The sequence below is a fragment of the Aliikangiella marina genome (assembly GCF_007004765.1).
Taxonomy (GTDB): Bacteria; Pseudomonadota; Gammaproteobacteria; order Enterobacterales; family Kangiellaceae; genus Aliikangiella; species Aliikangiella marina.
In genome coordinates this window covers 911,660-936,321 of the sequence record NZ_VIKR01000001.1, presented here as the reverse complement: position 1 = coordinate 936,321, position 24,662 = coordinate 911,660, and the positions used below count along the sequence as shown (strand labels likewise).

The window sequence follows — 24,662 nt, the reverse complement described above, 5'->3', positions numbered from 1 at the left end:
AATTGCCGCTGAAAGGCCAACCCCACCGGGAGCGAATTATATAAGGCTAACCGGCTGATTACAAATGAATTAAGGCCCAACATGACCGAAATCATAGATGCCTAATTTATGTTCAGTTATATGTGTCCAATAGGTACTTTAAATTGACAAAAATTTTTCAGTCCTTATAGTAGCGCGCTCTAATAAAAATAAACAAAACGAACTTTAATGACGGCTTTTGCGTATAAGTCGTTACAAACTGCAGGTAACTTGTAAACAAACGGGAGCTAAAAACATGACGGATAAGTCCGCTAAGCTAACCTTACCAAGCGGAGACAACCTCGACTTGCCAATGTATTCACCGAGTGAAGGCAACGATGTTATCGACGTAACACAACTCGTAAAAAGCGGCGTATTTACCTACGATCCAGGTTTTATGTCCACCGCTTCCTGCGAATCAAAGATCACTTATATCGATGGTGGCAAGGGTATTCTCTTATACCGCGGGTACCCAATTGACCAGCTAGCCGACCAATGTGACTTCATGGAAGTATCTTACCTTCTACTAAACGGTGAATTACCAAACGCGGCGCAAAAAACTGAATTTGTCGACAAAATCAACAACCACACAATGGTTCACGAGCAATTAGCAACCTTCTTCCGTGGGTTCAGACGAGACGCTCACCCCATGGCCATTATGGTTGGTGTTGTTGGGGCACTATCAGCGTTCTACCATGACTCTTTAGATATTAATAACCCGGAACATCGTGAAAGAAGTGCGACTCGACTCATCGCGAAAGTACCGACTATCGCGGCGATGTGTTATCGCTATTCGATGGGGCATCCTTTTGTATATCCTAGAAATGAGATGTCTTACGCTGAAAACTTCCTTCATCAAATGTTTAGCATGCCTTCTCATGATGACAAGCCAGATCCGGTGCTCGTTAAAGCGATGGATCGTATCTTCACATTGCATGCTGATCATGAACAAAACTGTTCGACTTCAACCGTCCGTTTAGCCGGTTCATCAGGTGCTAACCCGTTCGCTTGTATTGCAGCCGGTATCGCATCCTTGTGGGGACCAGCACATGGTGGTGCCAATGAAGCTTGTTTGCGCATGCTCAACGAAATCGGCGACGTCAGCCGTATCCCTGAGTTCATCTCAAAAGCGAAAGACAAGAGCGACCCATTCCGTTTAATGGGCTTCGGTCACCGAGTTTATAAAAACTTTGATCCACGCGCTAAAGTCATGCGTGAATCGGCTCATGAAGTACTCAGTGCAACTGGCAAGGCTGATGACCCTATCTTAAAAGTCGCTATGGAGCTTGAGAAAATTGCTCTTGAAGACCCTTATTTTGTCGAAAAGAAGCTCTATCCAAATGTTGATTTCTATTCTGGTATCATACTTCAAGCGATCGGTATACCGACTAATATGTTTACGGTTATTTTTGCGCTAGCAAGAACTGTCGGCTGGGTCGCGCAATGGTCTGAAATGATTGCCGAGCCAACGCAAAAAATTGGTCGTCCACGTCAGCTATACACTGGCGAAAGTGAGCGTCCGGTTAAGCCAATTGAGCAACGTTGATCACAACGCTTAGATGGATAACGAAAAAAGGCGCATTGAATGCGCCTTTTTTGTTGAAGCTTTGGTTAACTTGAGCCTGATTTGATTTCGGACTCGTCGCTAATCATCATCGAAGTTTAACGATATCTGAACGATTTTCCGCATAAACTCTCGCTCTTTACGAAATTTGTCTTTTAGTTCTTGCATCTCTTTTTCTAATTGATGAATACGGATATCCATTGCAGACGCATCTGAAGGCAATTGCGTTTCGACAACTTTTAATGGCACTTTTGATTTTGCCGCAGCTTCTTTACCCGCGTCATTTTCCTGGGTGATTTCTGCAGTAACGATTTTGACAATTTCACCATCAATTCGCTCTTTTTCTTCAAGAAATCCGTAAAGTAATAACCTATCGCATGTGGTGTTAATGCGGCGCGGAACGCCTTCAGTGTAATCGTAAATCAATTGAAACGATTCAGCTGTAAAGCTCGGATGATTATCCCAGTCGACTTTTCTCAATCGATGCTCAATATATGCCTGGGTTTCCTCAACATCTAAATGCGCCAAATGATAAGAGGCCGTAACTCGCTGACGGACTTGCTCTAGCGCCGGATCTCGCAAGTGCTCTCGGAATTCGGACTGTCCTAACAAGAAGATTTGTAAAAGCGTTTTACCGTCATGATAGAGGTTTGACAACATCCGCAACTCTTCTATCGTATCAAAAGGTAAATTTTGTGCTTCATCGATAACCAGCATACACCGCTTACCTTCTTTACAGCGAGCGATGAAAAAGTTTTCGAGATTTTTAAGAATTGACGACTTTTCGTTCTCTTTGTGAGCGAGCCCAAAAGTCGCTGCAACCATTCTTAAAATTTCAGTAGAATCCAACTGAGTATTAACTAATTCAGCGGCAACCACATCGTCTTTACCCTCTAAAGAGCCAAACAAAGTACGAACCAAGGTACTTTTACCGGTTCCAACATCACCGGTTACTACGATGAATCCTTCTCCTTGGGATAAACCGTATTTTAGATAAGCCAGTGCTCGTTTATGGGTGCTACTACCGAAAAAGAAAAATGGGTCCGGGGCTAATTGGAAAGGCTTCCCTGAAAGCTTGTAATATGATTCGTACATTCCTTTTCCTTGTTATTCTGTTCTTAATAGAAACTGCTATCAAGTCACTGTCTTCAATAGCCAGTCAACTACGAAACTACATTCTAACTTTTGTTTTTAAACTATTGTTTATTTATAGGTTATTGCTAACGATTAGATCCAGCTTACCTAATTCCGTTAATGACATTCCATGGTACGATTTCCGACGTGCAAAACACAAAACCGGAATCTACTAACAAGTAACCTAATTAAGAATTTCGTCTTCCATAATAAACGACTACCATTATAACCTGCAATTCACTGGCTGAAACACCCCAATATTGATAATTGCTATATTTTTTAAGTAGTACTCATTTTTCATTGAATAATTGACGGTTTAATGACCGCTTAAGGTTTATCAGCAAATGCTAAAGTAACTGCTTTTGGCTACTAGAGGCAGGATTATAAGGGTGTTAGAATGCCTTCAAATTTGAAGTTTGTATAACAAATGCATCATCTTGCCAATCTAAGGATCCGAACAATATGTGCGCTATGCAGAAAAACACATCGCCCTGTTACTATGGTGAATACCTACAACTCGATAAGTTCCTTGACAGTCAACACCCTGTTAGCGGCCAATACCAAGCGCATGAAGCGCATGACGAAATGTTGTTTATTATCGTTCATCAAGCTTATGAGCTTTGGTTTAAACAAATACTCCACGAGCTAAATTCTGTCCTCAGCGCCTTTCATCAACCGAATCTTGATGCCAATAATTATGGAAAAATAATTCAGCGGTTAAACCGGATCAACGAGATCCAAAAGCTCCTCAACCAACAGATCGGTATATTGGAAACCATGACCCCGCTCGACTTTCTGGACTTTCGAGATTATTTAGTGCCTGCGAGTGGCTTTCAAAGTATTCAGTTTAAAGAGATTGAAATCTTGCTCGGCCTAAAAATGGAGTATCGAATTAACTTTGATAAAAAGTCATTCTATAACCGGCTCAACGACCAAGATCGCGAACATTTGATGAACTTAGAAGGACAGCCCAGTTTATTTGACCGGCTTCAGGAATGGTTAGAGAGAATGCCCTTCCTCGATCAAGCAAACTTTTCATTTGTTGAAGCCTATAAAACTGCTGTATCGGAAATGCTGCAACATGATCTCGAGATCATTGAAGGTGTTGAATATTTATCAGAGAAAGACCGCGAATTTCAAAAGAAAGACTTAGAGAAAACCAAACAAACTTTTGAAGCAGTGTTTGATAACGAAACCTTTGACCACCTGACTAAAGATGGGCAATTTAGAATGAGTCAAAAAGCCCTGATGGGCGCCATTTTTATCAACCTTTATCGAGATGAGCCCGCGTTTCAACAGCCGTACCTATTGTTGGAAAAATTAATCGACATTGACGAAGAGTTTACCCAATGGCGCTATCGACATACGGTAATGGTCCATCGCATGCTCGGAACAAAAATCGGCACCGGCGGAAGTTCAGGCCACGATTATCTGCGTCAAACGACCCAAAATAACCGTTTTTTTAAAGACCTGTTTAATTTATCAACCTTCTTAATCCCGCGTTCTTCATTACCCGCTTTACCCGAGTCGCTGAAAAAAGCGATGGGGTTGAGATCAGAGTAAGAGCTATAAATTAAGTACTAAGTGCTAGGTGCTAGGCTTAGGTTGGCTTCTAGCCAACCTATCTATTAATCGAAATCGGTGGCAGTAATCAAAGTGTCTACTAATTTTTCTAAGCCTTTTGCGTCTTCATTATCGAAACGTTTGAGGCTGGGGCTGTCAATATCTAGTACACCTATTAATCGCTCTTCGACCACTATCGGACAAACGACCTCTGAACGTGACGCTGCATCGCACGCAATATGTCCATCAAATTGATCAACATCTTCAACCACAAGGGTTGCCCGTTCGCTGGCGGAAGTTCCACAGACACCTTTACCGAAGGGAATATTGGTACAGGCAACTTTTCCCTGGAATGGACCGAGTAATAATTCCTCATCCTGCTGGTTTAAATAAAATCCCGCCCAGTTAATATCCTCAAGGTGCATATTTAAAAACGCACTAAACTGACTCAGATTAGTAATCGCATTGCGATTCCCAGTTAACAACGCAGCTAATTGCTTGTCCAACGATTGATAAAAGTCTGTTTTATTACTCAAAACGATGCTCTAAATTTCTCGGTATTTGGGCCGCAGTTTAAGCCAAAATCATCAGGACTTTAAATTGTTTTTCAGCATCTCCATATAAAGTTTACTTATATAACTCCCCCAGATTACTGGGATTCGTATGGCAAAGCCCTCATTCCGCTTGTTTCGGCTGATTTAAGCTGGAGTTCAGGCTTATTCAGGGTTAAGATTGCCGTCCTGAAAATTATCAGCTCAAGAAAACCAAAATGGAGTAACACAATGAGTAAGCACTGGTCTATTTCCGACCTACTTGCAGGTAAAGTGGACGCTGACACAACCGTCACCGTCAAAGGCTGGGTGAGAACCCGCAAAGACTCTAAAGCTGGCTTTTCGTTCATTAATTTGCACGACGGCTCATGCTTTGATCCAATTCAAATAATCGCCCCTGCAGAGCTTGATAATTATAATTCTGAAATTCTACAGGCGACTACTGGCGCCTCAATGGCCGTCGAAGGCAAATTGGTTGCCAGCCAAGGCAAAGGTCAATCGTTCGAGGTTCAAGCAACAGCGATTGAAGTGCTTGGTTTGGTAGATGACCCGGCGAGTTACCCGATTCAGCCAAAACCCCACACGATGGAGTTTTTAAGAACCGTCGCCCACCTGCGTCCTAGAACCAATGCAATTGGCGCAGTCACTCGGGTGCAAAACTGTCTCGCACAAGCCATTCATCGTTTTATGCATGAGCGTCAATTCTACTGGATTCACACGCCTTTAATTACTGCCAGTGATTGCGAAGGTGCAGGAGAAATGTTCCGTGTCAGTACCTTAGATCAAACCCATATGCCGATGACTGACAAAGGTGAAGTCGACTATTCACAAGACTTTTTCGGCAAAGAAGCGTTTTTAACCGTTTCAGGTCAGCTGAATGTTGAAACTTATGTCTCAGCGATGAGTAAGGTGTATACCTTTGGACCGACTTTCCGAGCAGAGAACTCAAATACTAGTCGACATCTAGCTGAATTCTGGATGGTAGAACCAGAAATCGCATTCGCTGATTTGGCACAAAATGCTGATCTAGCAGAAGACATGCTCAAATATATTTTCAAAGCGGTGCTCGATGAACGTGGCGACGATCTAGCCTTCTTTAATCAGCGCATCGATAAGACAGTTATAGAACGATTAGAGGGTGTTGTGAATAGCGAGTTCGAGCGCATGGATTACACTGAGGCGGTTAAGATTCTGCAAAACAGTGGCAAGAAATTTGAGTTCCCGGTTGAATGGGGTACTGATCTGCAATCTGAGCATGAACGTTACTTAGCCGAAGAAAAAGTTGGCAAGCCGATTGTCTTGATGAACTATCCGAAAGATATCAAAGCTTTCTATATGCGCATGAATGACGATGGCAAAACCGTTGCGGCTATGGATGTTTTAGCGCCGGGCATTGGTGAGATCATCGGTGGCAGCCAGCGTGAAGAGCGCTTGGATATCTTAGATTCGCGTATTGACGAAATGGGACTGCCAAAGGAAAACTATTGGTGGTACCGTGACTTGCGACGCTACGGTACAGTGCCACACTCAGGCTTTGGTCTTGGATTTGAACGTGCGGTTCTTTATGCAACCGGAATGAAAAACATCCGTGATGTGATTCCATTCCCGCGTGCCGCTGGTACAGCCGAGTTTTAGCACGAGAGCATGAAACCCGGATCAATCAGATCCGGGTTACATGCTCCTCAATTTCTGAAATACGCGCTTGTCGCTTATCCCCTTCCTCGGTCCCTAAATAAACGAATCCGATTAAAGTCTCTTTGTCTTCAAAGCCCAACAAATCCATCATTTTTTGACTGAAGGCTAAACTCCCAGTTCGCCACATGGCACCAACTCCTTGAAAATGAGCAGCCATTAGCAAATTTTGCACGCTCGCCCCACCCGATAAGATTTGCTCGATTTCCGGTACTTTGGGGTGCTCTTGGATAACCACAGAAGCCACTATCACCATGGGTGCCCTAAAGGGTTTGGTTTTTAGCTTAGCTAATTTATCTTCACTAATTTCTGGGTCATCGTGGGCAGCAGCGGTCACCATATGAGTAGCAAGCTCATGTAACGCTTCGCCTTCAAATACTCGATATCGCCAAGGTTTTAGTAAAGCATGGTCTGGGGCGCGGAGTGCTGCCCGAAACATCACTTCAAGCTGCTCGTCAATTGGCGCAGGTGCGACGAGTTTATTGTGAGACTTACGACTTAAGAGCATATCAATTGGCTTAGACATAATATCGCTTCTTTGAGGTTAAGTGTTTCAATTAGGGCGGTTGAGTAATTGCGATGCTAACAAGCTTTTACCTAACTGCCAATCTTAGTGACAGGAATGTGCGAAATAAATTCAACTGTTGAAAACAAGGTTTAGTTTCCATGCAGAAATTACGTAATAACACGTAATATTACACTTGCTGATTTTGCGAAGAATAATTTCATTAATGACAGACAATAAAAAAACCCAGCTAAAAAGCTGGGTTTTCAATATGGCGTCCCCTAGGGGATTCGAACCCCTGTTACCGCCGTGAAAGGGCGGTGTCCTAGGCCTCTAGACGAAGGGGACTAAGAACTTTCTTGAGGAGATTTTAGTAACTGCTCCCTCAAGAGCGCGCCATTCTATAGAGGCTTGTTCAGATTGTCAAAGTCTATTTTTATTTTTTTTAATAAATTTTTATCACGTTATTTTGTGCTGGCTAAAGATAACTCACCATCGGTCATTTCGTAAGTTTTTTGCATACTTTGCGCTAGTCGAAGATCATGCGAAACGACCAGAAAGCTAGTCTCTTCACTCTGATTTAACTCAAACATTAACTCGTTTATTGCTTGCGCAGTCCCCATATCCAAATTGCCAGTTGGTTCATCGGCGAGAATACAGGCGGGGTTAGTCACCATAGCTCTTGCAATAGCTATTCGTTGGCGCTCTCCTCCACTCAACTTCGCCGGTCGATGTGTTAACCGTTGGGCGAGCCCAACTTTTCCTATCATCGCTTCGGCTTTTTCATAGGCATCATTTTGCGGAATACCACCGATCAATAATGGCATTGCGACATTTTCAAGCGCGGTAAATTCTGCAAGCAAATGGTGGAATTGATAAACAAAACCCAAGTATTTATTTCTGATTTCGCCCTGTTGACGAACCGAGGCTTTGTGAATGTCCTTGCCTTTGATGATGACTTCACCTTCGTCAGGCTGATCAAGCCCTCCTAAGACATGCAGTAAGGTACTCTTTCCAGACCCAGACGCGCCGATAATCGCCACCATTTCTGCCTTAGCGATTTCGATATCCACTCTTTTTAGCACTTCGATCTTATTCGCGCCGTCAACGAAAGTTTTACTCACATTGCGAGCAACTAGCACATTTTCAGATTGGTTACTCATATCGCAATGCCTCCGCAGGTCTTGTTCTTGAAGCTTTCCAAGCGGGATATAGGGTCGCTAAAACGGTCAAAGAAAGCGCAACCGAAGTAATCAAAAACACGTCTGGCCATTGAAGTTCCGAGGGAAGGAAGCTAATGAAATATACATCACCGGGTAATACTCTGAAACCGAAAAGACTTTCGAGAAAGGCTACTACTTCCGGCAAATTGAGAGCCAGAGCCACTCCGCCAATCACACCAATAACCGTTCCAATGACGCCATTTAAGCTCCCCTGAACGATGAATATTCGCATAATAGTCCCAGGGCTAGCACCGAGGGTTCGCAAAATGGCAATATCGGCCTGCTTATCAGTAACAACCATCACCAACGTGCTTACAATGTTAAAAACAGCGACGGCAACGATCAAAGTGAGTAAAACCCCCATCATCCTTTTTTCCATTTTGATCGCTTGGAACAACGTACCGTGCGTATAATTCCAGTCACTAACAAAATAGTCATCTCCGAGTGATTGACGAAGCTCATAGGCAGTCCATTGAGCATTTAACACATCGTTGGTAGAAATTCTCAAGGCTGAAATTAGATCGCCCTTTCGAGTTAGGGTCGCAGCGTCTTGGATATGGACTAAAGCCATGAGACCATCCGCTTCGGCTCTAACTTCGAATAAGCCGACAACTGTAAAACGTTTTGTTCTAGGCGCTATCCCTGCCGGCGACACCGTTGCACCTTCAGCTATCAAAATGTTAACTTTGTCACCTATAGTCACCCCCAAACTTCGTGCTAGCCCAATACCGAGTATTATTCCATAGCCCTTTGGTTGCAGCTCATCCAACGATCCAGCAATAAAATGCTCGTCAATGATTGAGACCTTAGCTTCTTCTTCTGGAACCACTCCTTGAACCAATCCAAAGCGGGTATTGCCGGCAGACTTGAACATCGCTTGCACATCAATAAACGGTGCTGTCGCTGTCACATCAGGATGAGCTTGCACTTGCGCGGCTAATTCGCGCCAGTTTTCAACACCATCGCCCCTTTGGCCGACAACGACATGCGGAACCATCCCGAGAATGCGCTCGCGCAATTCCGATTGAAACCCGTTCATTACTGACATTACGGTAATTAAAACGATGGTTCCTAATGCAATCCCCATCATACTCACTAAGGCAATAAACGAGATAAAGTGATTACTCTTCCTCGCGCCTGTGTATCTAAGTCCTACCATCAAAGCGACGGATTTTTTCATATACTTCTCAATAAATTGTTTTTGTGGATGAATAAGCTGATGCTGTCACCGGTAAATTAGCGCTGTTGCAGCTGAGTTATAGCTGACCCACTGCCGAGAGTGACCAGATTCTAACAACCCCGTCACGCTTACTAAAGGACTAATTTCAGTAATTCTCTTACGCTCATCGAATTGTCTCGCTCATTCGCTGAACAATACGGCATCCGGCCAATCATAAATGCGTTTTTAGCGGAATTTATGCTATAAATTAATGAAGCAATAATTACGGACCGAGTTAATGAGCCAACAAACAGACGAACGTCGAGAGTACTTTCGAATTAAAAACTGGATCGTCATCAATCATGAACCAATCGATTCCCTAGAGAGCGTTCCTCCGATTGATGAAGTTGCCAAAACCAGTTCGCCTAAAATTCGCTTGTTACAGGAACTCACTCGACTAGAAAACGAGAACCAAGCTTATCTGGGGTCATTAACTGACAAACAATCTCAACTCGGCAACTACCTGTTAAACCTCAACAAAAAGCTCGAGTTGTTAACTCAGTTTGCTGTCGAATCGCTACACACTGATGAGGAGCATCTCACCGAGGTTGATATTAGTGGCGGAGGACTCCGTTTTACCTGCGACGAGAAGTATCCAATTGACCAGTTAATGAAAATTGAGATTATTCTGGTTCCAGAATGTGTGGGTGTCGTCGCTTATGCTCGGGTGGTTGACTCTCGTCCGGCTGAATCAGGAGAAGGACACGAAATCGCCTTGATTTTTGTGAAACTTAATGAGGCCCACCGAGACGCCATTATCAAACATGTGTTTCAAGTACAATCAAAGCAGCTCAGGGAAATCAAAGAAAACTCCGGTGAATCCGATGAAAATGCAACCTAGTTCTATTTTTTATAAAATATGACTTCAAATCAGTAAGTTAGCGGAGTATATTAATAAGAATTCTAATTAGGAGAAATCATCATGAACAAGCACAGCGCCAGCCCTTGTCATCTTGGCCCAAAATCCTTGAGATTAGCTGCGGCTGCTTTCTGCACGCTGGGTGTGGCACTTGCCAACACTGCTTCTGCGCAAGATGCGCCAGTACCGGTTACCCAACAATCACAACAAGCGGTAAGCAAACCTACTACAGGTCAGTCAATGGATACGGTGGAAACAACTTACGGCACACCCATTGAGGCAGTGCCCGCAGTTGGCGAACCGCCAATCACTCGCTGGCGATATGCGGATTTCACCGTTTACTTTGAGCATGACAAAGTCATTCATTCTGTCGTTCACCGCTCTTAAACTTCTCAGTTAATCGACTCTATCGGGACTCTCGCAAGCGTCTACCGTTGAGAATCTATAAAGATTCTGTACCCCTAAGCCCGTCTTAGGGGACTCAAGTGGTCTTCTTCTTCATCTCGTCATCTAATTATTGAGTAACGATGGCTCAGCCCTCGGTTCAGAGCCGACGGTCCAGCGCCTCCTACCTTCTCGACTGCGCGACTATTCTCACCGAACGTCATCTTGTCAAATGAGTTAATATTCTCAACCCGGCTCAACCGGGCGAGTTTGACTGAATAATTAGGCTTGGCTTTCGATTTGTTCTACTTGTAATCGTTGAGTCGGATAGGCAATTTCAGACTGATGAGTTTCGATAATTTGAGCGATTTTTAGTAACACGTCTTGTTTGATTTCATGAAACTTAATCCAGTCCGTTGTCTTGGTAAAGGTATAAACAAAAAAGTCGATAGAAGAATCAGAAAACGCATTAAAATTGACGATGAGTGTTTGTTTGGTATCGATTTCAGGGTGCCCTCGCAACATCTCCTTAACATCACCTACTATCGCTTCCATATTGTTAATATCATCATAACGAACGCCGATAGTCTCATAGATTCGGCGATTCTTCATTCGCGATGGGTTCTCGACAGTAATACTGTTAAAGATGGCATTAGGTACGTACAACGGCCGTTTGTCGAAAGTCCGGATGCGAGTTTGTCGCCACCCAATGTACTCAACCGTTCCCTCGATATTGCGGTCCGGTGAGCGGATCCAGTCACCGACTGAAAATGGCCGATCGAGATATATCATTAAGCCGCCGAAGAAATTGGCCAACAAATCTTTTGCTGCAAAACCAACGGCTATGCCACCAATACCACCAAATGCTAGCACGGCACTGATACTCACACCCATCGTTTGCAGGATGACGAGAGTCGTCGTTATTGAAACGGAAACTCTGAGAAGTTTACTGATTGCTTCAATTGTTGTGTGATCAATCCTCGATTCATCGGTTTTATTTTTGTTGTGCTCGATTAAGTTTTGTTCCGACTCTCGAATAAAACGTACTAAAAACCAACTGAGTAAGACAACTAAACCGATATCACGAATAGTTGCTTGTACCTGGTATTCAAATAAATGGTTAACGACTACCCAAGCTCCGATTCCCCATATGAGCAGTACCATCGGGCCAGATAAAGAGACGATTAAAGCATCATCCCAAGTGTTTTTTGTCTTCAGTAATTGTTGGTGAAGTCGGTTATAAACTCGGCTCCAGATAAAATTCAATAACAGCGTAATGAATACCACTGCAAAAACTTTAAAATAAAATGTCGAATCACCAAGGTTATCGTCAAACCACACTTCGATTTTTGATAAGTCCACTATATTGCCCTGTTCTGTTTAAATTGAATTAATTCTTGGTTGAGAAACTGCCAGCGCTCAGTTTGCTTAAGCGCTGTTAAGCCAATGGGTTGTTGTTTCATCAATAAGCTTGCTAATCGCTCGCTTGACTCGTGGCTCGCAACCGGCGCATTTGGGTTAGCATCTAAATAGTCAACAACGCTTACCACTGCCTGACGGTCATTACAAACCAATACCATGTCGCAACCCGCCTTGAGCGCTCTCTCAGCTCGATTAATAAAATCACCCGCCACTTCCGCACCCTTCATTGACAGATCGTCTGAGAAGACAGCGCCTTGAAAACCGATTCTTTTGCGCAAGACTTCTTTAATCCAAAAAGTCGAAAATCCGGCTGACTCTGAATCTATCTTTGGGAAAACGATATGTGCCGGCATGATTGCTGAGTAATTATCTTTCAACGCTTCAAACGGCCTTAAATCGGTCGCCATAATTTCGTCAAGTTGCCGATCATCGATTGGCATTTCAACATGAGAGTCGGCTTCGATAGAACCATGTCCAGGAAAATGTTTTGCCGTAGCGGCCATTCCGGCGTTTTGCATGCCATTTATATAGGCCGTTGCGATTGCTATAACCACATCAGGCTCTGTTGAAAATCCTCGATCACCGATAACCCGACTGAATTTGTTGCCTAAATCTAAAACCGGTGCAAAACTAATATCACATCCAACCGACTGAACTTCCAAAGCCATTAATTCCCCTTGATAGCTCGCTTGTTGACAAGCAGTCTGCGGGTCTTGTTGATAGAGTTCTCCCAAATTCGCAAGCGCCGGTAGTTCACTAAATCCATGCTTAAACCGTTGAACTCGTCCACCTTCTTGATCGACCGCGATGATTACATTTGAATTTATCGCCTTAACATGCCGAGTTAACTCAAACACCTGTTGCGCAGATTTGAAATTTCGGGCAAACAAAATCAGCCCGCCACAACTTGGTGAGTTCAATATCTCAATATCTTCTTGGGTCAGTTCTGTCCCTTGTACATCCAGCATAACGGGACCAATTGATGACATATTTTAAAACTTCCTTAGTTGCCACTTTGAGAAGGCTGCAAAATTTGCCCGATAATAACTTGCATCCTGCTGAGGGTCTATCTCGATGTCATTAATTCTTTTTTATCGTCAAAAAAAATCCCGCTTTCGCGGGATTTCTTGTGTGTAAATCACTTTTTTCGACGTTTTCGGTTACCCTGATAAATTAGCCTTTACCGAGAAGCTGTTTTTTCATCGAAGGGTTGATGGGTTTGTCGCCCAACCAAGTCTTAAGAAATGCATCATAAAATGCTTTGCCCGGGATCGTACCTTTCTCTTTACCGTTTATCGAAACGATAGTCCCCGTTTCGGGTACAAAATCGATCCACACCTTATCACCTTCTTTAATTTCAGTTCGCCATAACTGGTTAAACTGCTCAACCATTGGTTGCAATTGGTCGAGTTCTGCTTCGCTGTGATTAGCGGTGATACCAAGGTTTAATGCGCGGATTAGCGCGTCTGGCTTAATCGACGAATTTTGGCAGTATATGACAAATCGCTTTGCGCCGTCGTTATCTAAGATATCTTCGACGTTTTCTGCATCGTTTTGCAGATAGAGTCCGCCAATATAAACTGACTGATGTGAGCTGTTTCTAACAGCTGTTCCTTTGAGACGGAGCTCTTCTCCGCCGATTGACAGGTTAACTACCTCTTCAATTTTGACCCCTTTAAGGTCTTTTGCGAAAACTTGCCCAGAAATCCATGCTGCGGCTACACTACAAATAATTAAATAGACTTTAGATTTCAATGTTTTACCCCGAAATTGTACGGCTAAAACTCGAGTCCCTGAGCGGCTTTTCTTGTATACAGTCCTTATGCAAGGTGGTCAGACTACATCAAGAAACATCCTGTTGCAATTATATTAGCGCATTTTTTAACCACTAATTCAGACCCAGATCACAATCTTCCACGATTGATTCCACAAATTGAAAATTTCCTTATTAAACCAGCTTTTTCTGCCCCTTCATCATACGGCTTACCTTAATAACATCTCCCCTTCGCTAAAAATGTGGGTTAGAGGTTGATGGTAATGCGTTTCAAGTATATTCTCTTGCCTTCACGATGGTGCGATCGATTCAATTCTGATTAATGGCTCCGCCTAAAAAGAGAGCCAATTCGAATGAAATACAGCGGTTCATTAATAAATTATCACTAAGGTATCTCTATGAAAATTAGTCATTCTTTTCGCAAAGTAGCGCTAAGTTTGTGCGTTGCAGGAGCGCTAGCTGCTTGCCAACCCCAAACAGAAAAAGAACAAAAACCAACTCAACCCAAACCGCCAACAGCCTCAGAAGCTAAGGCTTTTGTCGCTGAAGCTGAAGCGCTTCTTGAAGAAAATTATGAGCATTTAGCAAAAACCTACTGGGTACAAGCCAACTTCGTCACCAGTGACACTAACTCACTGGTCGCTAAAGTCAGTGAGGAAGCAACCAAACGAGGCGTTGCGCTCGCGATGGGTGCTAAAAAATTCAACGATGTTGAGGTGGATTACGATACACGACGCAAACTTGAGTTTTTGAAAGCAGGTCTAACAATTCCAGCACCTGAAGACGACGCTAAAACTAAAGAGCTCGCCGAAATTTCCGCAGGTATGGATGCGGCATATGCAAAAGGCTGCACAGAAAACCCGAACGAGTGTTATGTGCTTGGACAACTGAGTGACACCTTGGCCAGCCCTGATACGAGCGCTCAACAAAAACTGGACGCATGGGTCAACTGGCGCAAAGTTTCCCCACAGATGCGCTTAGACTACCAACGCATGGTAGAAATCGCCAATGAAGGTTCAAAAGAATTAGGCTATGCGGATACGGGAGCACTTTGGCGCTCTAAATACGACATGGAAGCGGATGATTTCGCAGTAGAGATGGACCGGGTATGGGGTCAGGTCAAGCCACTATATGATTCTTTGCAATGTCATGTACGAGCCAAACTGAATGAAAAGTACGGCGACGAGATCGTTGATCCAGCCGGGCCGATTCCAGCTCACCTACTCGGCAATATGTGGGCGCAATCTTGGGGCAACGTCTATCAAGACGTGGCACCGAAGTCCGATGTTCCTGCGACTGATTTGACAGCCAGGCTTGCTGCAAAAAACTACAGCGAAATTGAAATGGTTCGCACCGCCGAAAACTTTTTCTCGTCACTCGGGTTTCAACCATTACCGGATACTTTTTGGACTCGCTCGTTATTCACCAAACCGCAAGACAGAGACGTTCAATGCCACGCGAGCGCTTGGGACTTCAATAAGGACGACTATCGTATCAAAATGTGCATTAAGAAAAATGCCGAAGATTTTGTCGTCATTCATCACGAGTTAGGTCACAACTACTATCAACGCGCCTACAACCTAAAACAGCCTATGTTGTATCGCGGCAGTGCAAATGATGGTTTCCATGAAGCGATTGGTGATACTGTTGCCCTTTCGATTAATGATAGTTATTTAAAAGAAATTGGGTTAATTGATGAAGTACCCGCGGCTTCTGGCGACTTACCCTATTTGATGAAAATGGCCCTCGATAAAGTTGCTTTCTTGCCTTTTGGTTTATTAGTCGATAAGTGGCGCTGGGGCGTTTTTAATGGCGAAATTCCAGCAGATAAATACAATCAAGGTTGGTGGGAGCTTCGCGAAAAATACCAAGGGGTTAAAGCGCCGGTAGCAAGAACCGAAGCTCATTTTGATCCGGGTGCAAAGTACCATGTACCGGGTAACGTGCCCTACACTCGTTATTTCCTCGCACATATTTTGCAATTCCAATTTCATCGTGAGCTGTGCAAAATGGCAGGAGTTGAAGGCCCACTTCACCGTTGTTCAATTTATGGTAATAAAGAAGTTGGCGCCAAATTAAATGCAATGTTAGAAATGGGCTCATCTCGACCTTGGCAAGAAGCATTGCAAACGATGACTGGTTCCAGAGATATGGATGCATCCGCAATTATCGATTACTTCGCGCCATTGAAAACCTGGTTAGATGAGCAAAATGCAGAGCGCTCATGCGGCTGGTCAAAAGAACCATCAGCCAAAACTGATACGGCGAGTTAGCCGATTAGCTAGTTAAAAAAGCCCCGTTTAAGGGGCTTTTTTTGTTGCTCGATGTTTAACTTTCAATAATCATTCAAAACTTAGTGATAAAACGGTTAGTCCGCAATGATGACTTAAGTTTCGCGCCGCGTATCAATACCCGTCAGAAAACAACACCAGCTGAACGCCTTGCATAGACCAAGGCGCACTGCCGCCAGACGGAATCGGCATCGGCTTATACTTCAAGGTACCATCTTCATTTTTATCATTATTCAAGCAATGAACCATCTTATTAACAAATTGGCTAGCGGCAACTTGCGTCTGCCAACTTCGATAGCCATCAGGCCATAGCAAACTCATTTCTCGCGGACGAGTGCCGCCCATACCTGGAATAGTTCCGATGTGCGCAAACCGGTCTTCCAGTGATTGATACCCCGCTTCAACCATTAAAAAGTCAAGCCGTGAAATAATTGAAGTCGATACTCGACTATTCCAACAGATCATCGGCGTTCTTCCTTTAATACCATTAAGCCAATGAGAAGCGAATGAAGCGAGCAAACTCCAACCACTATTCATTTTAGCCGTGGCATGCGAATCAGCATTGATAGCCGCTTGCATTACCTCGTAGACGTTTTGCCAGGTGACATCACGCTGAGGTACGCCCGCTTGAAGGAACACTTCATTAGCCGTTTTAACCGCCAGCACCTTATCTTCCGATGACCAATCGAGATTATCTTCAATTCCCTTAGCGAGCAAAGCCGCACGATACATTAAAGCATCGGCAGTGTGCGAAACTTGCATTAAACCGTTTCTCGGTTTCGGCCAAAAAAAGGATTGAAGTCTGTCATGCCAGCTACTAACCGCTTCGCCTACCGGCTGGCGCTGATACATGGGCGTAAAGGGATCCTCATCAATCCAACAGACCAAAGCTCTGGCAAAATCCTCATCGGAAGCTTCTTTAGTGGGTACGGTCGGTGGATAAATATCTTCTCCTATAACTTCCAGTCCAGCATCATCAATAACGACAGGCTCGTTACTCGGTGTTTCAATATCAGCTTGGATTCTTGCTTCGGCATAAGAGGTAAACAAATCTTGCTCTAGAAAGGTCAATGCATCCCAATAATCTAAAGCTTGGTCAGTAAGTCTTGCAGCAACAAAATTGCCTTCCTCGTCTGATATAGGCTTGACAATATCGGGATTCATTAAAAAGAATGCTTTGTCGAGTTGGCAAGTGTCGCGATAGGACCAGGGAACGATGAGTCGATTCAATACTTCGACGCTGAACCGCTTGTCGTTTAGTATTAACAGGCTCAGTTTTTGATCACTCGCTTCTAGAGGCATTTGACTCTCACGCCACTCTTGATGCTGGTGGAATCGTTTGAACCACACTTTCCAAGCACCGATATAAAGTGCCCGTGGAACTTGATAGTGATCAGCACTCGGGAAAATCGTGTTTTTCATTAACTAAACCTGCTCAAGTTTGTCGCTATGCATTTACTGCATATTAAAGGAAATTTTTTATAATACAAACCACGGCCATGGTAACTCCAACTGCTGAGCACATTAAAGCTGACCTATATCAAACTAATTCTGAATACTACCCCATAACTATAGACCACCTACAACAACAATCGAGCAGCTGGCGTTTTCGCTCAGTTAAATAATCCTTGGCAAAATAATCCTTGCCAAATTAGCGCTAAATATAGCGGCCGAGCTTAAGTTAGTAGTACTCTCCGCGAATGTTTTCGGTTAAAATACGCGCCAAATTTTCGATCGTCTTTCCGCCACAGGAGAAATCATGGAATTATCTGCGTTAACCGCAATATCACCTGCAGATGGCCGCTACGGCAACAAAACCTCTGAACTGCGCTCAATTTTCAGTGAATTCGGTTTAATCAAATACCGTGTAATCGTTGAAGTGCGATGGTTACAAGCACTGGCCGCGCATGAAAAAATTGCCGAAGTCCCGCAATTCAGCGAAACCGCCAATAATATGCTCGACCAAATCATAGCGAACTTCTCCGAAGCCGATGCACAACGTGTCAAAGATATCGAAAGCACCACTAACCATGACGTCAAAGCCGTAGAATACTTTTTAAAAGAGAAAACTGCGGAAAATTCAGAAATCAGCACAGTCAGTGAGTTCATTCACTTCGCGTGTACCTCCGAAGATATCAATAACCTATCTTATGCGCTGATGTTAAAAGACGCAGCGATAGTTGTTTGCAAATATCAAGATGATATTGTTAATGCGATAGCTGATTTGGCGCAACAATATGCTGAGATTCCGTTAATGTCTCGAACGCATGGACAACCGGCATCGCCGACCACATTGGGGAAAGAAATGGCCAACGTTGTGGCTCGTTTACAACGTCAACAGGCACAATTCGATCGAGTTCAGCTTATGGGTAAAATCAACGGCGCGGTCGGCAATTATAATGCTCACATATCAGCATACCCTGATGTAGACTGGCCGGCATTTGCTCAAGGTTTTATCGAAGACTTGGGACTCACCTGGAACCCCTATACAACGCAAATTGAACCCCATGATTATGTTGCTGAATACTTTGATGTTATCACGCGTTTTAATACCATTTTGATCGATTTTGATCGCGACATTTGGGGTTATATTGCCCTAGGTCACTTCAAACAGAAAACCGTTGCTGGCGAGATCGGCTCTTCCACGATGCCCCATAAAGTAAATCCTATCGACTTTGAAAACTCCGAAGGTAATTTGGGCATTGCCAACGCTCTATTCACTCATCTCGGTCAAAAATTACCGATATCTCGCTGGCAACGAGATTTATCAGATTCTACCGCGCTTCGTGCGTTGGGTATGGGCGTTGCTCACTCATTAATTGCCTATCAAGCAACGTTGAAAGGCATTTCAAAGCTTGAAGTCAATGAACAGTCGCTTGCTGAAGAACTTGATCAAAACTGGGAAGTTCTCGCAGAGCCTATCCAAACAGTGATGCGGCGTTATGGCATAGAGAAACCGTATGAGAAATTAAAAGAACTTACGCGCGGTAAACGTGTCGACCAAGCCGGTATGCAAGCTTTCGTTGATGGGCTTGATTTACCACAAGAAGCGAAAGATGCGCTAAAAGCAATGACCCCAGCCAACTACATTGGCAACGCGGTCCAACAAGCTAAAAACATCTAAATGATTCACCGGGTCAAAAATGCCTTTTGACCCGGTGTAAATCAGACTCATTACCTAACTTCATGTTACATAACTTTGATCCTGACGAGTTTCTTGCCAAACATTGGCAAAAAGCGCCCTGCTTAATTAAGCAAGCATTTTCTCGCACGCCAAATTATTTAACCGCAGAGGAACTCGCCGGTCTTTCACTTGAAGATGAAATAGAGTCACGCGTGATCAGCAATATCGACGGTGATTGGCGGTTATCTCACGGCCCTTTTTCAACCAAAGATTTCCAAAACTTACCAGAATCCCATTGGACACTGCTGGTACAAACCCTCGACCATTGGCTTCCTGAATTACAAGCACTTGTCGATCAATTCAAATTCATTCCCAACTGGCGGTTTGATGATGTGATGGTCAGTTATGCGACTGATCAAGGCGGTGTAGGCCCCCATTTTGATAACTATGACGTATTTTTAATTCAAGGAAGCGGAGAACGACGCTGGCGGGTTGGCGCGCTGGGCGACACGAAACATCAGTGCGACATAGTCGGTGGCTTGCGTCACTTGAGCAACTTTTCGCCGGTGATTGATGTTGTTATGCAACCAGGCGATATGCTGTATATTCCACCTGACACGCCTCACTGGGGAGAATCCATCGGAGAATCGATAGGTTATTCAATCGGCTACCGAGCCCCGCAAACCAAAGATTTGCTGGCCTTATTGGCCGACCATTTCCAATCAGAATCAACAGATGACTTCTTTGCAGACAGATATCGAGTTAAAGCCAATTCTAGCCAAAAGCTCGAAACAGAGTTAATCGATTGGGCATCTAATAAACTAAGAAATATTTCTGAAAATCAAGAACTTATAGCCAGTTTGTTAAGCCAATTCTTAAGTCAGGGAAAGTTAGGTAGTCCAGAGTTCGACGAGGTTGAGCCGTCGACTTCCAACGCTAACCCCTCTCATCTACAACTCAATCCGCGATTAAAAAGGAATTGGTATCAACAAGGCAGTCAGGTGATATTATCCATTGATGGTGAAACCTTTACATTTAAAACCCGCAGAACCGACCTAGTAGCCGCACTTGCAGCGGGTGAAGAGATTGATTTTAAAGGGTTATCGATGGATCAATCAGAAGTTGCATTTTGTGAAACATTAGCTAGGATAAAAGATATAGGTTATTTTTTGAACACTCACTAGCAATAATCAGTTAGTGTAATCAAGGCAAAATGATACTATGTCGGGCAAAATTAAATATCACTATGACAAAGTGAGTTGGTTAAATGCTGCAGACGAAATCATGGAAGTTCGTCGCAAAGTATTTGTTATTGAACAAAGATTTAGTAAGGAAATCGTTTGTGATCATGTTGACCACAAATGCTTCCACATTCTGGTTCGAGACCAAGATAACCAACCGATTGGCTGCGGACGATTGTCTCCAACAGGTCGTGTCAGTAAAATCGCAGTGACAATAAACCATCGTGGCTATGGCGTAGGTAGCGAAATTTTAAGTGAGTTAATTCACCTCGCTAAGCAAAGTCACATCAATAATCTCACCCTAAACGCAGAAACTGATTTAACTCATTTTTACTTTCAGAAGAAATTTTCAGTCGATGGACCGGTTTATATGAAGCAAGGCGTTCCTCACCAACGACTGGTAAAGCGTCTCGCGTAACTTCCCCTCTCAGGGCATAGTTCGTCGTTAACTCGTTAACCTACTGCTATTTAATTACCCATCTTGATGTTTTAGTACCGCCATTGTCAGTCGAGAAATGCAGACTTTATGGCCATTTTCGTCAGAGATTCGGATGTCCCAAATTTGAGTCGTTCTTCCAAGATGTACAGGCATTGCTTTTGCAAACACTGTCCCCTGCCTAATGCTTCTCATATGATTGCCATTAATTTCCAGCCCAACTGCATAATGCGAGGCGTCAAGTGCGAGATTCGCCGCAATACTACCCACTGTCTCTGCTAACGCGATCGACGCGCCACCGTGCAATATTCCCATCGGTTGATGGGTGCGTTTATCGACCGGCATGCTACAAATTAGGTAGTCATCCCCGATTTCAACGACATCAATACCAAGGTGTTCGACAAGCGTATTCTCTCTTCTTCTTTGCAGTTGTTCTAAGTCAGGTGTTTTCTTCCAAATCGACATTCTATTAACTCATTAAAAATAAAGTTGTTTTACGGATTTGCTTGGATTATAGACCGCTTGGAGATAACTAAGACAGTCTGAGTCACGCGAATCTTCAGACAAAGTAACCTTGAGGTTGGATTCTTCGATTAAGATAACGCATAATTTGTCTATGACCAGTGAAGAAAAAAATATATCCCAGCAAAATAGCGACTCTGATTCTATTTCGGGCTCAGGTTCTAATTCAAATCGGACTTCTGACCAGCTTGAGACGCTCGAACTAGAGAACTCAACAGCCCATTTCCAAATTAAGACTTTAAAAGAATTAATCGAGCAAACTAAAACCGCTTTTCGCTGCGCCAAACAAAAGGTACAAATCTATTCACCGAACCTCGATCCACGAGTTCTTAGCAACCGCGATATTGAACAAGTTCTCACTCGTTTCGTGCGCTCAAGTCGATATGCACGAGTTGAAATATTAATAACCGAAGAAAGAAAACTGCAAGGAATTGACCATCGGTTAGTGAGTCTGGCCCAAAATTTCTCTAGTTATGTTCAAATCAGACTAATTCCCAAGGACTATCACGAAAACTACTTTGCTTTCTATTTAGTCGATGGGCGCTCAATTATATATCGTTCGAACTTTGAGCGGTTTGAAAGTGAATGTCATGAAGTTCCCAGTACCTTAATTAAACAACGAGCAAAGTATTTCGACGAGATCTGGCAACAGTCCTCCCCTGCCAGTCACTTAAGAGCTTTGCATTTGTAAGATGAAAAGACTCCTAGAAACCACATTACTGATTATTTTTTTAACGGTTAATCTCGACGCAACCGCGGCTATTTTTCAATACGAAGCAAAACACCAAGCGCCGGCCCAATTGGTTGCAGCAATGAAACCTCATCTCTCGCCAAATACCCAGGTGAGCATAAGTCAAAATACCCTGCTAGTTTCGGCCAATGAGACGGAACTAGAAAAAATTAAGCAGATGCTTTCTGTCCTTGATAAAGCGCTAAAAAATTATCTGGTCGAACTAAAAATACTCAATCGTCGACTGGACGATTGGGAGTTAAACAATGTTTCACCGCCCGGCTCCCATTCCGGCAAAAAGGTGACCCGATACCAAACAGGCTCTAGTCAAAACCGCGACAAAAGCTTCCGTTTACAAATGCAGGAAGGTTATGAGGGTTTTATCGAAACCGGTGAGACCTTTCAGCACAATGAATTAGTGTCTCATTATGGCAAGTTCATTCCCAAGACAACCAATAAAAAGCTCACAAGTGGATTCTATTTAGCTGTCAGAGCGACTAACAATGACACGGTTAATGTGATGCTAACTGCTCGCTCTCAAAATCGACAGCGGCGCTATACTCAAGAAACACGATCGTCTGCACTTAATAGTCAACTGACCATCAAAAAAAATCAGTGGGCGCTAATGGCAACCATCAACGCGACTCCGCAATCATCTAATCGAAAAAACTATACCACCAACAACAATCGAACCAATAAGCGATTTTACTACCTCAAAATAAGCGAACAGTAATCTGAGTAATTCACTCGAGCACCACCCGCTTATTAATACGAACTGTGATAACAAGGCTCAATTAAAACAGAAACAGCCCAAAACGTCGTGGTCATTAACAATAAATTTTCATCAACAATAAATTAGGCCATGCAAAGCGTCTTGCCACTCAGTTTCAGTGCAATGTATGAGGCTCATGATCATAACCTTTTCTTCTAGAGAAAAATGGTCATTTCACGTATATTGGCTTCCCATTTTTAAAAAGCATTCAAATGCAAGCTTTTAGTTGAATCAGCAATGATGTTAGCCAAGGTTTTAAAAGAGTTTAAACAATTGATGCCGATAGCCTTGCCAGCGGTGTTTTCACAGCTGGCTCAAATGGCTATGGGAGTAATTGATACTATTATGGCAGGTCATTATAGTAACGATGCTTTAGCTGCTATCGCTATCGGAACCAGTCTACTCCATCCTGTTTTAGTTTTCTTTATGGGGTTATTCCTCGCTTTTAACCCAATCATTGCGCATCTTAGGGGAGCCAAAAAAGATCAAGAAATAGGCGCGACCTTTCGTCTCAGTATAGGGCTTGCAATTGTTATGGTGCCGTTTGCGGTAGTTATCTTGCTCAATGCACAAATTATTCTCGATTTACTCGGTGTAAACCCAGCTGTAGTCGACTTGGCAACCCGTTATTTACATGCGACTGTATGGGGAATGCCTGGCTTATTATTGTTTTTAGCGCTACGTTTTTGTAACGAGGGAATGTTCTCTACACCGGCAATTTTGACAGCGACGCTGGTATCGATTCCGTTTAATATTCTTTTTAATTTTTGGTTTATGTATGGAGGTTATGGCGTTCCAGAAATGGGTGCAGTTGGCCTTGGCTATGCAACAGGACTTGTTTGGACGATCATGTTTCTTGGTTTGTTGACTTATTCAGCGTTAACGCCAAAATACCGAACTTTTGAAATTTTTAAACAGTTTAAACTACCGGGTTGGCACGCAGTGAGAGAAGTGCTTCACCTCGGTTTTCCGATGGCAATTACTCTTGGTTTTGAAGTGACGCTTTTTGCTGCCGTATCACTAATGATTGGTCGTTATCCTACTGAGGTCATGGGTGCTCACCAAATTGCGGTAAACATCGCTTCGTTGACTTTTATGATTCCACTGGGAATTTCTCAAGCCATTACCGCGCGAGTGGGTTATTTTGCTGGAAAACAAGCGCCCAATAGAATGAGACTCGCAGGCTATACTGGTATCGCAACCGCTGCAGGAATATCTACTTTTACGGCGAGTGCCATGATATTGCTTCCGGTGACCTTGGTGTCCTTTTACACTGAAGATTCAGCCGTGATTGCAATCGCGAGTGGCTTATTGTTTTATGCGGCCATATTCCAATTCTCCGATTGCGTCCAAGTATCAAGTGCCGGTGCACTCCGCGGCATGAAAGATACCAAGATGCCAATGGTTATTACAGCTGTTGCTTATTGGTTTGTTGGCTTCCCTGTCGGCTACTATTTAGCTGAGTCACAGGGTTATCAAGCCAACGGTTATTGGATGGGATTGATTGCCGGCTTAACCACCGCAGCGATCCTACTGATGGTACGATGGCGACAACTATCGAGAACAATAAACTTTGCTACGGCCGTGTCAAAAGCCGAAAAATTTGATGCTTCCATTTGAGTATTCATTCCGCTTAGG

At 43.5% G+C, this 24,662-nt stretch carries 22 protein-coding genes and 1 tRNA gene; 12 read left to right on the top strand and 11 right to left on the bottom strand.

All coding sequences use genetic code 11. From position 1 onward, the window contains the following. Positions 1-274 precede the first annotated feature (274 nt). Positions 275-1,564 (top strand): citrate synthase, encoded by a 1,290-nt coding sequence (gene gltA, locus FLL45_RS04140; protein ID WP_142888506.1) that lies wholly within the window; start codon positions 275-277, stop codon positions 1,562-1,564. A gap of 99 nt (positions 1,565-1,663) precedes the next feature. Here the strand turns inward: gltA and FLL45_RS04135 are convergent, their stop codons facing one another. Beyond that, on the bottom strand, positions 1,664-2,677 hold the full coding sequence (locus FLL45_RS04135) for an XrtA/PEP-CTERM system-associated ATPase (protein ID WP_142888505.1): 1,014 nt from the start codon (positions 2,675-2,677) through the stop codon (positions 1,664-1,666). A gap of 510 nt (positions 2,678-3,187) precedes the next feature. On the opposite strand from FLL45_RS04135, the gene FLL45_RS04130 reads away from it, so the two are divergent. Continuing rightward, a complete protein-coding gene (locus FLL45_RS04130; RefSeq protein ID WP_142888504.1) occupies positions 3,188-4,279 on the top strand; it encodes a tryptophan 2,3-dioxygenase family protein in 1,092 nt (363 codons plus the stop codon). 65 nt (positions 4,280-4,344) lie between these two features. Here FLL45_RS04130 and FLL45_RS04125 read toward each other — a convergent pair whose 3' ends face one another. After that, the gene (locus FLL45_RS04125; protein WP_185964319.1) at positions 4,345-4,815 is read right to left on the bottom strand and encodes a GAF domain-containing protein; all 471 of its coding nucleotides are present in this window, start codon (positions 4,813-4,815) and stop codon (positions 4,345-4,347) included. A 246-nt stretch (positions 4,816-5,061) separates the two neighbouring features. On the opposite strand from FLL45_RS04125, the gene asnS reads away from it, so the two are divergent. Further along, the gene (gene asnS, locus FLL45_RS04120; RefSeq protein WP_142888503.1) at positions 5,062-6,465 is read left to right on the top strand and encodes an asparagine--tRNA ligase; all 1,404 of its coding nucleotides are present in this window, start codon (positions 5,062-5,064) and stop codon (positions 6,463-6,465) included. Between the two features lie 25 nt (positions 6,466-6,490). Here asnS and FLL45_RS04115 read toward each other — a convergent pair whose 3' ends face one another. The 4 genes from FLL45_RS04115 to FLL45_RS04100 all read right to left on the bottom strand — a co-directional run bounded on the left by FLL45_RS04115 (position 6,491) and on the right by FLL45_RS04100 (position 9,430). After that, on the bottom strand, positions 6,491-7,048 hold the full coding sequence (locus FLL45_RS04115) for a nitroreductase family protein (RefSeq protein WP_246075757.1): 558 nt from the start codon (positions 7,046-7,048) through the stop codon (positions 6,491-6,493). A 251-nt stretch (positions 7,049-7,299) separates the two neighbouring features. Further along, positions 7,300-7,375, bottom strand: a tRNA-Glu gene (locus FLL45_RS04110). Positions 7,376-7,491: 116 nt separating this feature from the next. Then, on the bottom strand, positions 7,492-8,190 hold the full coding sequence (gene lolD, locus FLL45_RS04105; RefSeq protein ID WP_142888502.1) for a lipoprotein-releasing ABC transporter ATP-binding protein LolD: 699 nt from the start codon (positions 8,188-8,190) through the stop codon (positions 7,492-7,494). Continuing rightward, positions 8,183-9,430 carry a lipoprotein-releasing ABC transporter permease subunit gene (locus FLL45_RS04100; protein ID WP_142888501.1) on the bottom strand — a complete coding sequence of 416 codons (1,248 nt, stop codon included), beginning with the start codon at positions 9,428-9,430 and terminating at the stop codon, positions 8,183-8,185. The genes lolD and FLL45_RS04100 overlap by 8 nt, the downstream gene beginning before the upstream one ends. A gap of 277 nt (positions 9,431-9,707) precedes the next feature. Here FLL45_RS04100 and FLL45_RS04095 point away from each other — a divergent pair, with 277 nt between their 5' ends. Beyond that, positions 9,708-10,310 (top strand): PilZ domain-containing protein, encoded by a 603-nt coding sequence (locus FLL45_RS04095; protein ID WP_142888500.1) that lies wholly within the window; start codon positions 9,708-9,710, stop codon positions 10,308-10,310. An 81-nt stretch (positions 10,311-10,391) separates the two neighbouring features. Then, a complete protein-coding gene (locus tag FLL45_RS04090; protein WP_142888499.1) occupies positions 10,392-10,715 on the top strand; it encodes a hypothetical protein in 324 nt (107 codons plus the stop codon). 279 nt (positions 10,716-10,994) lie between these two features. Here FLL45_RS04090 and FLL45_RS04085 read toward each other — a convergent pair whose 3' ends face one another. From FLL45_RS04085 to FLL45_RS04075, 3 genes are all read right to left on the bottom strand, one after another. After that, positions 10,995-12,074, bottom strand: a complete 1,080-nt coding sequence (locus FLL45_RS04085) for a mechanosensitive ion channel family protein (RefSeq protein ID WP_246075755.1) — start codon at positions 12,072-12,074, stop codon at positions 10,995-10,997. After that, positions 12,074-13,123 carry a beta-N-acetylhexosaminidase gene (nagZ, locus tag FLL45_RS04080; RefSeq protein ID WP_142888497.1) on the bottom strand — a complete coding sequence of 350 codons (1,050 nt, stop codon included), beginning with the start codon at positions 13,121-13,123 and terminating at the stop codon, positions 12,074-12,076. Before nagZ ends, FLL45_RS04085 begins: the two co-directional genes overlap by 1 nt. A gap of 184 nt (positions 13,124-13,307) precedes the next feature. After that, positions 13,308-13,889 (bottom strand): chalcone isomerase family protein, encoded by a 582-nt coding sequence (locus tag FLL45_RS04075; protein WP_185964318.1) that lies wholly within the window; start codon positions 13,887-13,889, stop codon positions 13,308-13,310. Positions 13,890-14,306: 417 nt separating this feature from the next. Between FLL45_RS04075 and FLL45_RS04070 the strand changes: the two genes are divergently transcribed. Next, positions 14,307-16,181, top strand: a complete 1,875-nt coding sequence (locus FLL45_RS04070) for a M2 family metallopeptidase (RefSeq protein ID WP_142888495.1) — start codon at positions 14,307-14,309, stop codon at positions 16,179-16,181. Between the two features lie 132 nt (positions 16,182-16,313). Here the strand turns inward: FLL45_RS04070 and FLL45_RS04065 are convergent, their stop codons facing one another. Continuing rightward, on the bottom strand, positions 16,314-17,621 hold the full coding sequence (locus FLL45_RS04065) for a hypothetical protein (protein ID WP_142888494.1): 1,308 nt from the start codon (positions 17,619-17,621) through the stop codon (positions 16,314-16,316). A gap of 337 nt (positions 17,622-17,958) precedes the next feature. Between FLL45_RS04065 and purB the strand changes: the two genes are divergently transcribed. From purB to FLL45_RS04050, 3 genes are all read left to right on the top strand, one after another. Further along, positions 17,959-19,323, top strand: a complete 1,365-nt coding sequence (gene purB / locus FLL45_RS04060) for an adenylosuccinate lyase (RefSeq protein ID WP_142888493.1) — start codon at positions 17,959-17,961, stop codon at positions 19,321-19,323. 62 nt (positions 19,324-19,385) lie between these two features. Then, complete coding sequence (locus FLL45_RS04055) at positions 19,386-20,507, top strand: cupin domain-containing protein (RefSeq protein WP_142888492.1); 1,122 nt, start codon at positions 19,386-19,388, stop codon at positions 20,505-20,507. A 37-nt stretch (positions 20,508-20,544) separates the two neighbouring features. Next, positions 20,545-20,982: a GNAT family N-acetyltransferase gene (locus FLL45_RS04050; protein ID WP_142888491.1), complete on the top strand. Its 438-nt coding sequence runs from the start codon at positions 20,545-20,547 to the stop codon at positions 20,980-20,982. A gap of 54 nt (positions 20,983-21,036) precedes the next feature. On the opposite strand, the gene FLL45_RS04045 is transcribed toward FLL45_RS04050, so the two are convergent. Then, a complete protein-coding gene (locus FLL45_RS04045; RefSeq protein ID WP_142888490.1) occupies positions 21,037-21,465 on the bottom strand; it encodes a hotdog fold thioesterase in 429 nt (142 codons plus the stop codon). A 151-nt stretch (positions 21,466-21,616) separates the two neighbouring features. Here FLL45_RS04045 and FLL45_RS04040 point away from each other — a divergent pair, with 151 nt between their 5' ends. From FLL45_RS04040 to FLL45_RS04030, 3 genes are all read left to right on the top strand, one after another. Next, the gene (locus FLL45_RS04040) at positions 21,617-22,213 is read left to right on the top strand and encodes a DUF7931 domain-containing protein (RefSeq protein WP_142888489.1); all 597 of its coding nucleotides are present in this window, start codon (positions 21,617-21,619) and stop codon (positions 22,211-22,213) included. A gap of 1 nt (position 22,214) precedes the next feature. Continuing rightward, on the top strand, positions 22,215-22,985 hold the full coding sequence (locus tag FLL45_RS04035) for a hypothetical protein (RefSeq protein WP_142888488.1): 771 nt from the start codon (positions 22,215-22,217) through the stop codon (positions 22,983-22,985). 276 nt (positions 22,986-23,261) lie between these two features. Further along, positions 23,262-24,644, top strand: coding sequence for an MATE family efflux transporter (locus FLL45_RS04030; RefSeq protein WP_142888487.1), 1,383 nt, complete (start codon positions 23,262-23,264; stop codon positions 24,642-24,644). Positions 24,645-24,662: the final 18 nt, after the last annotated feature.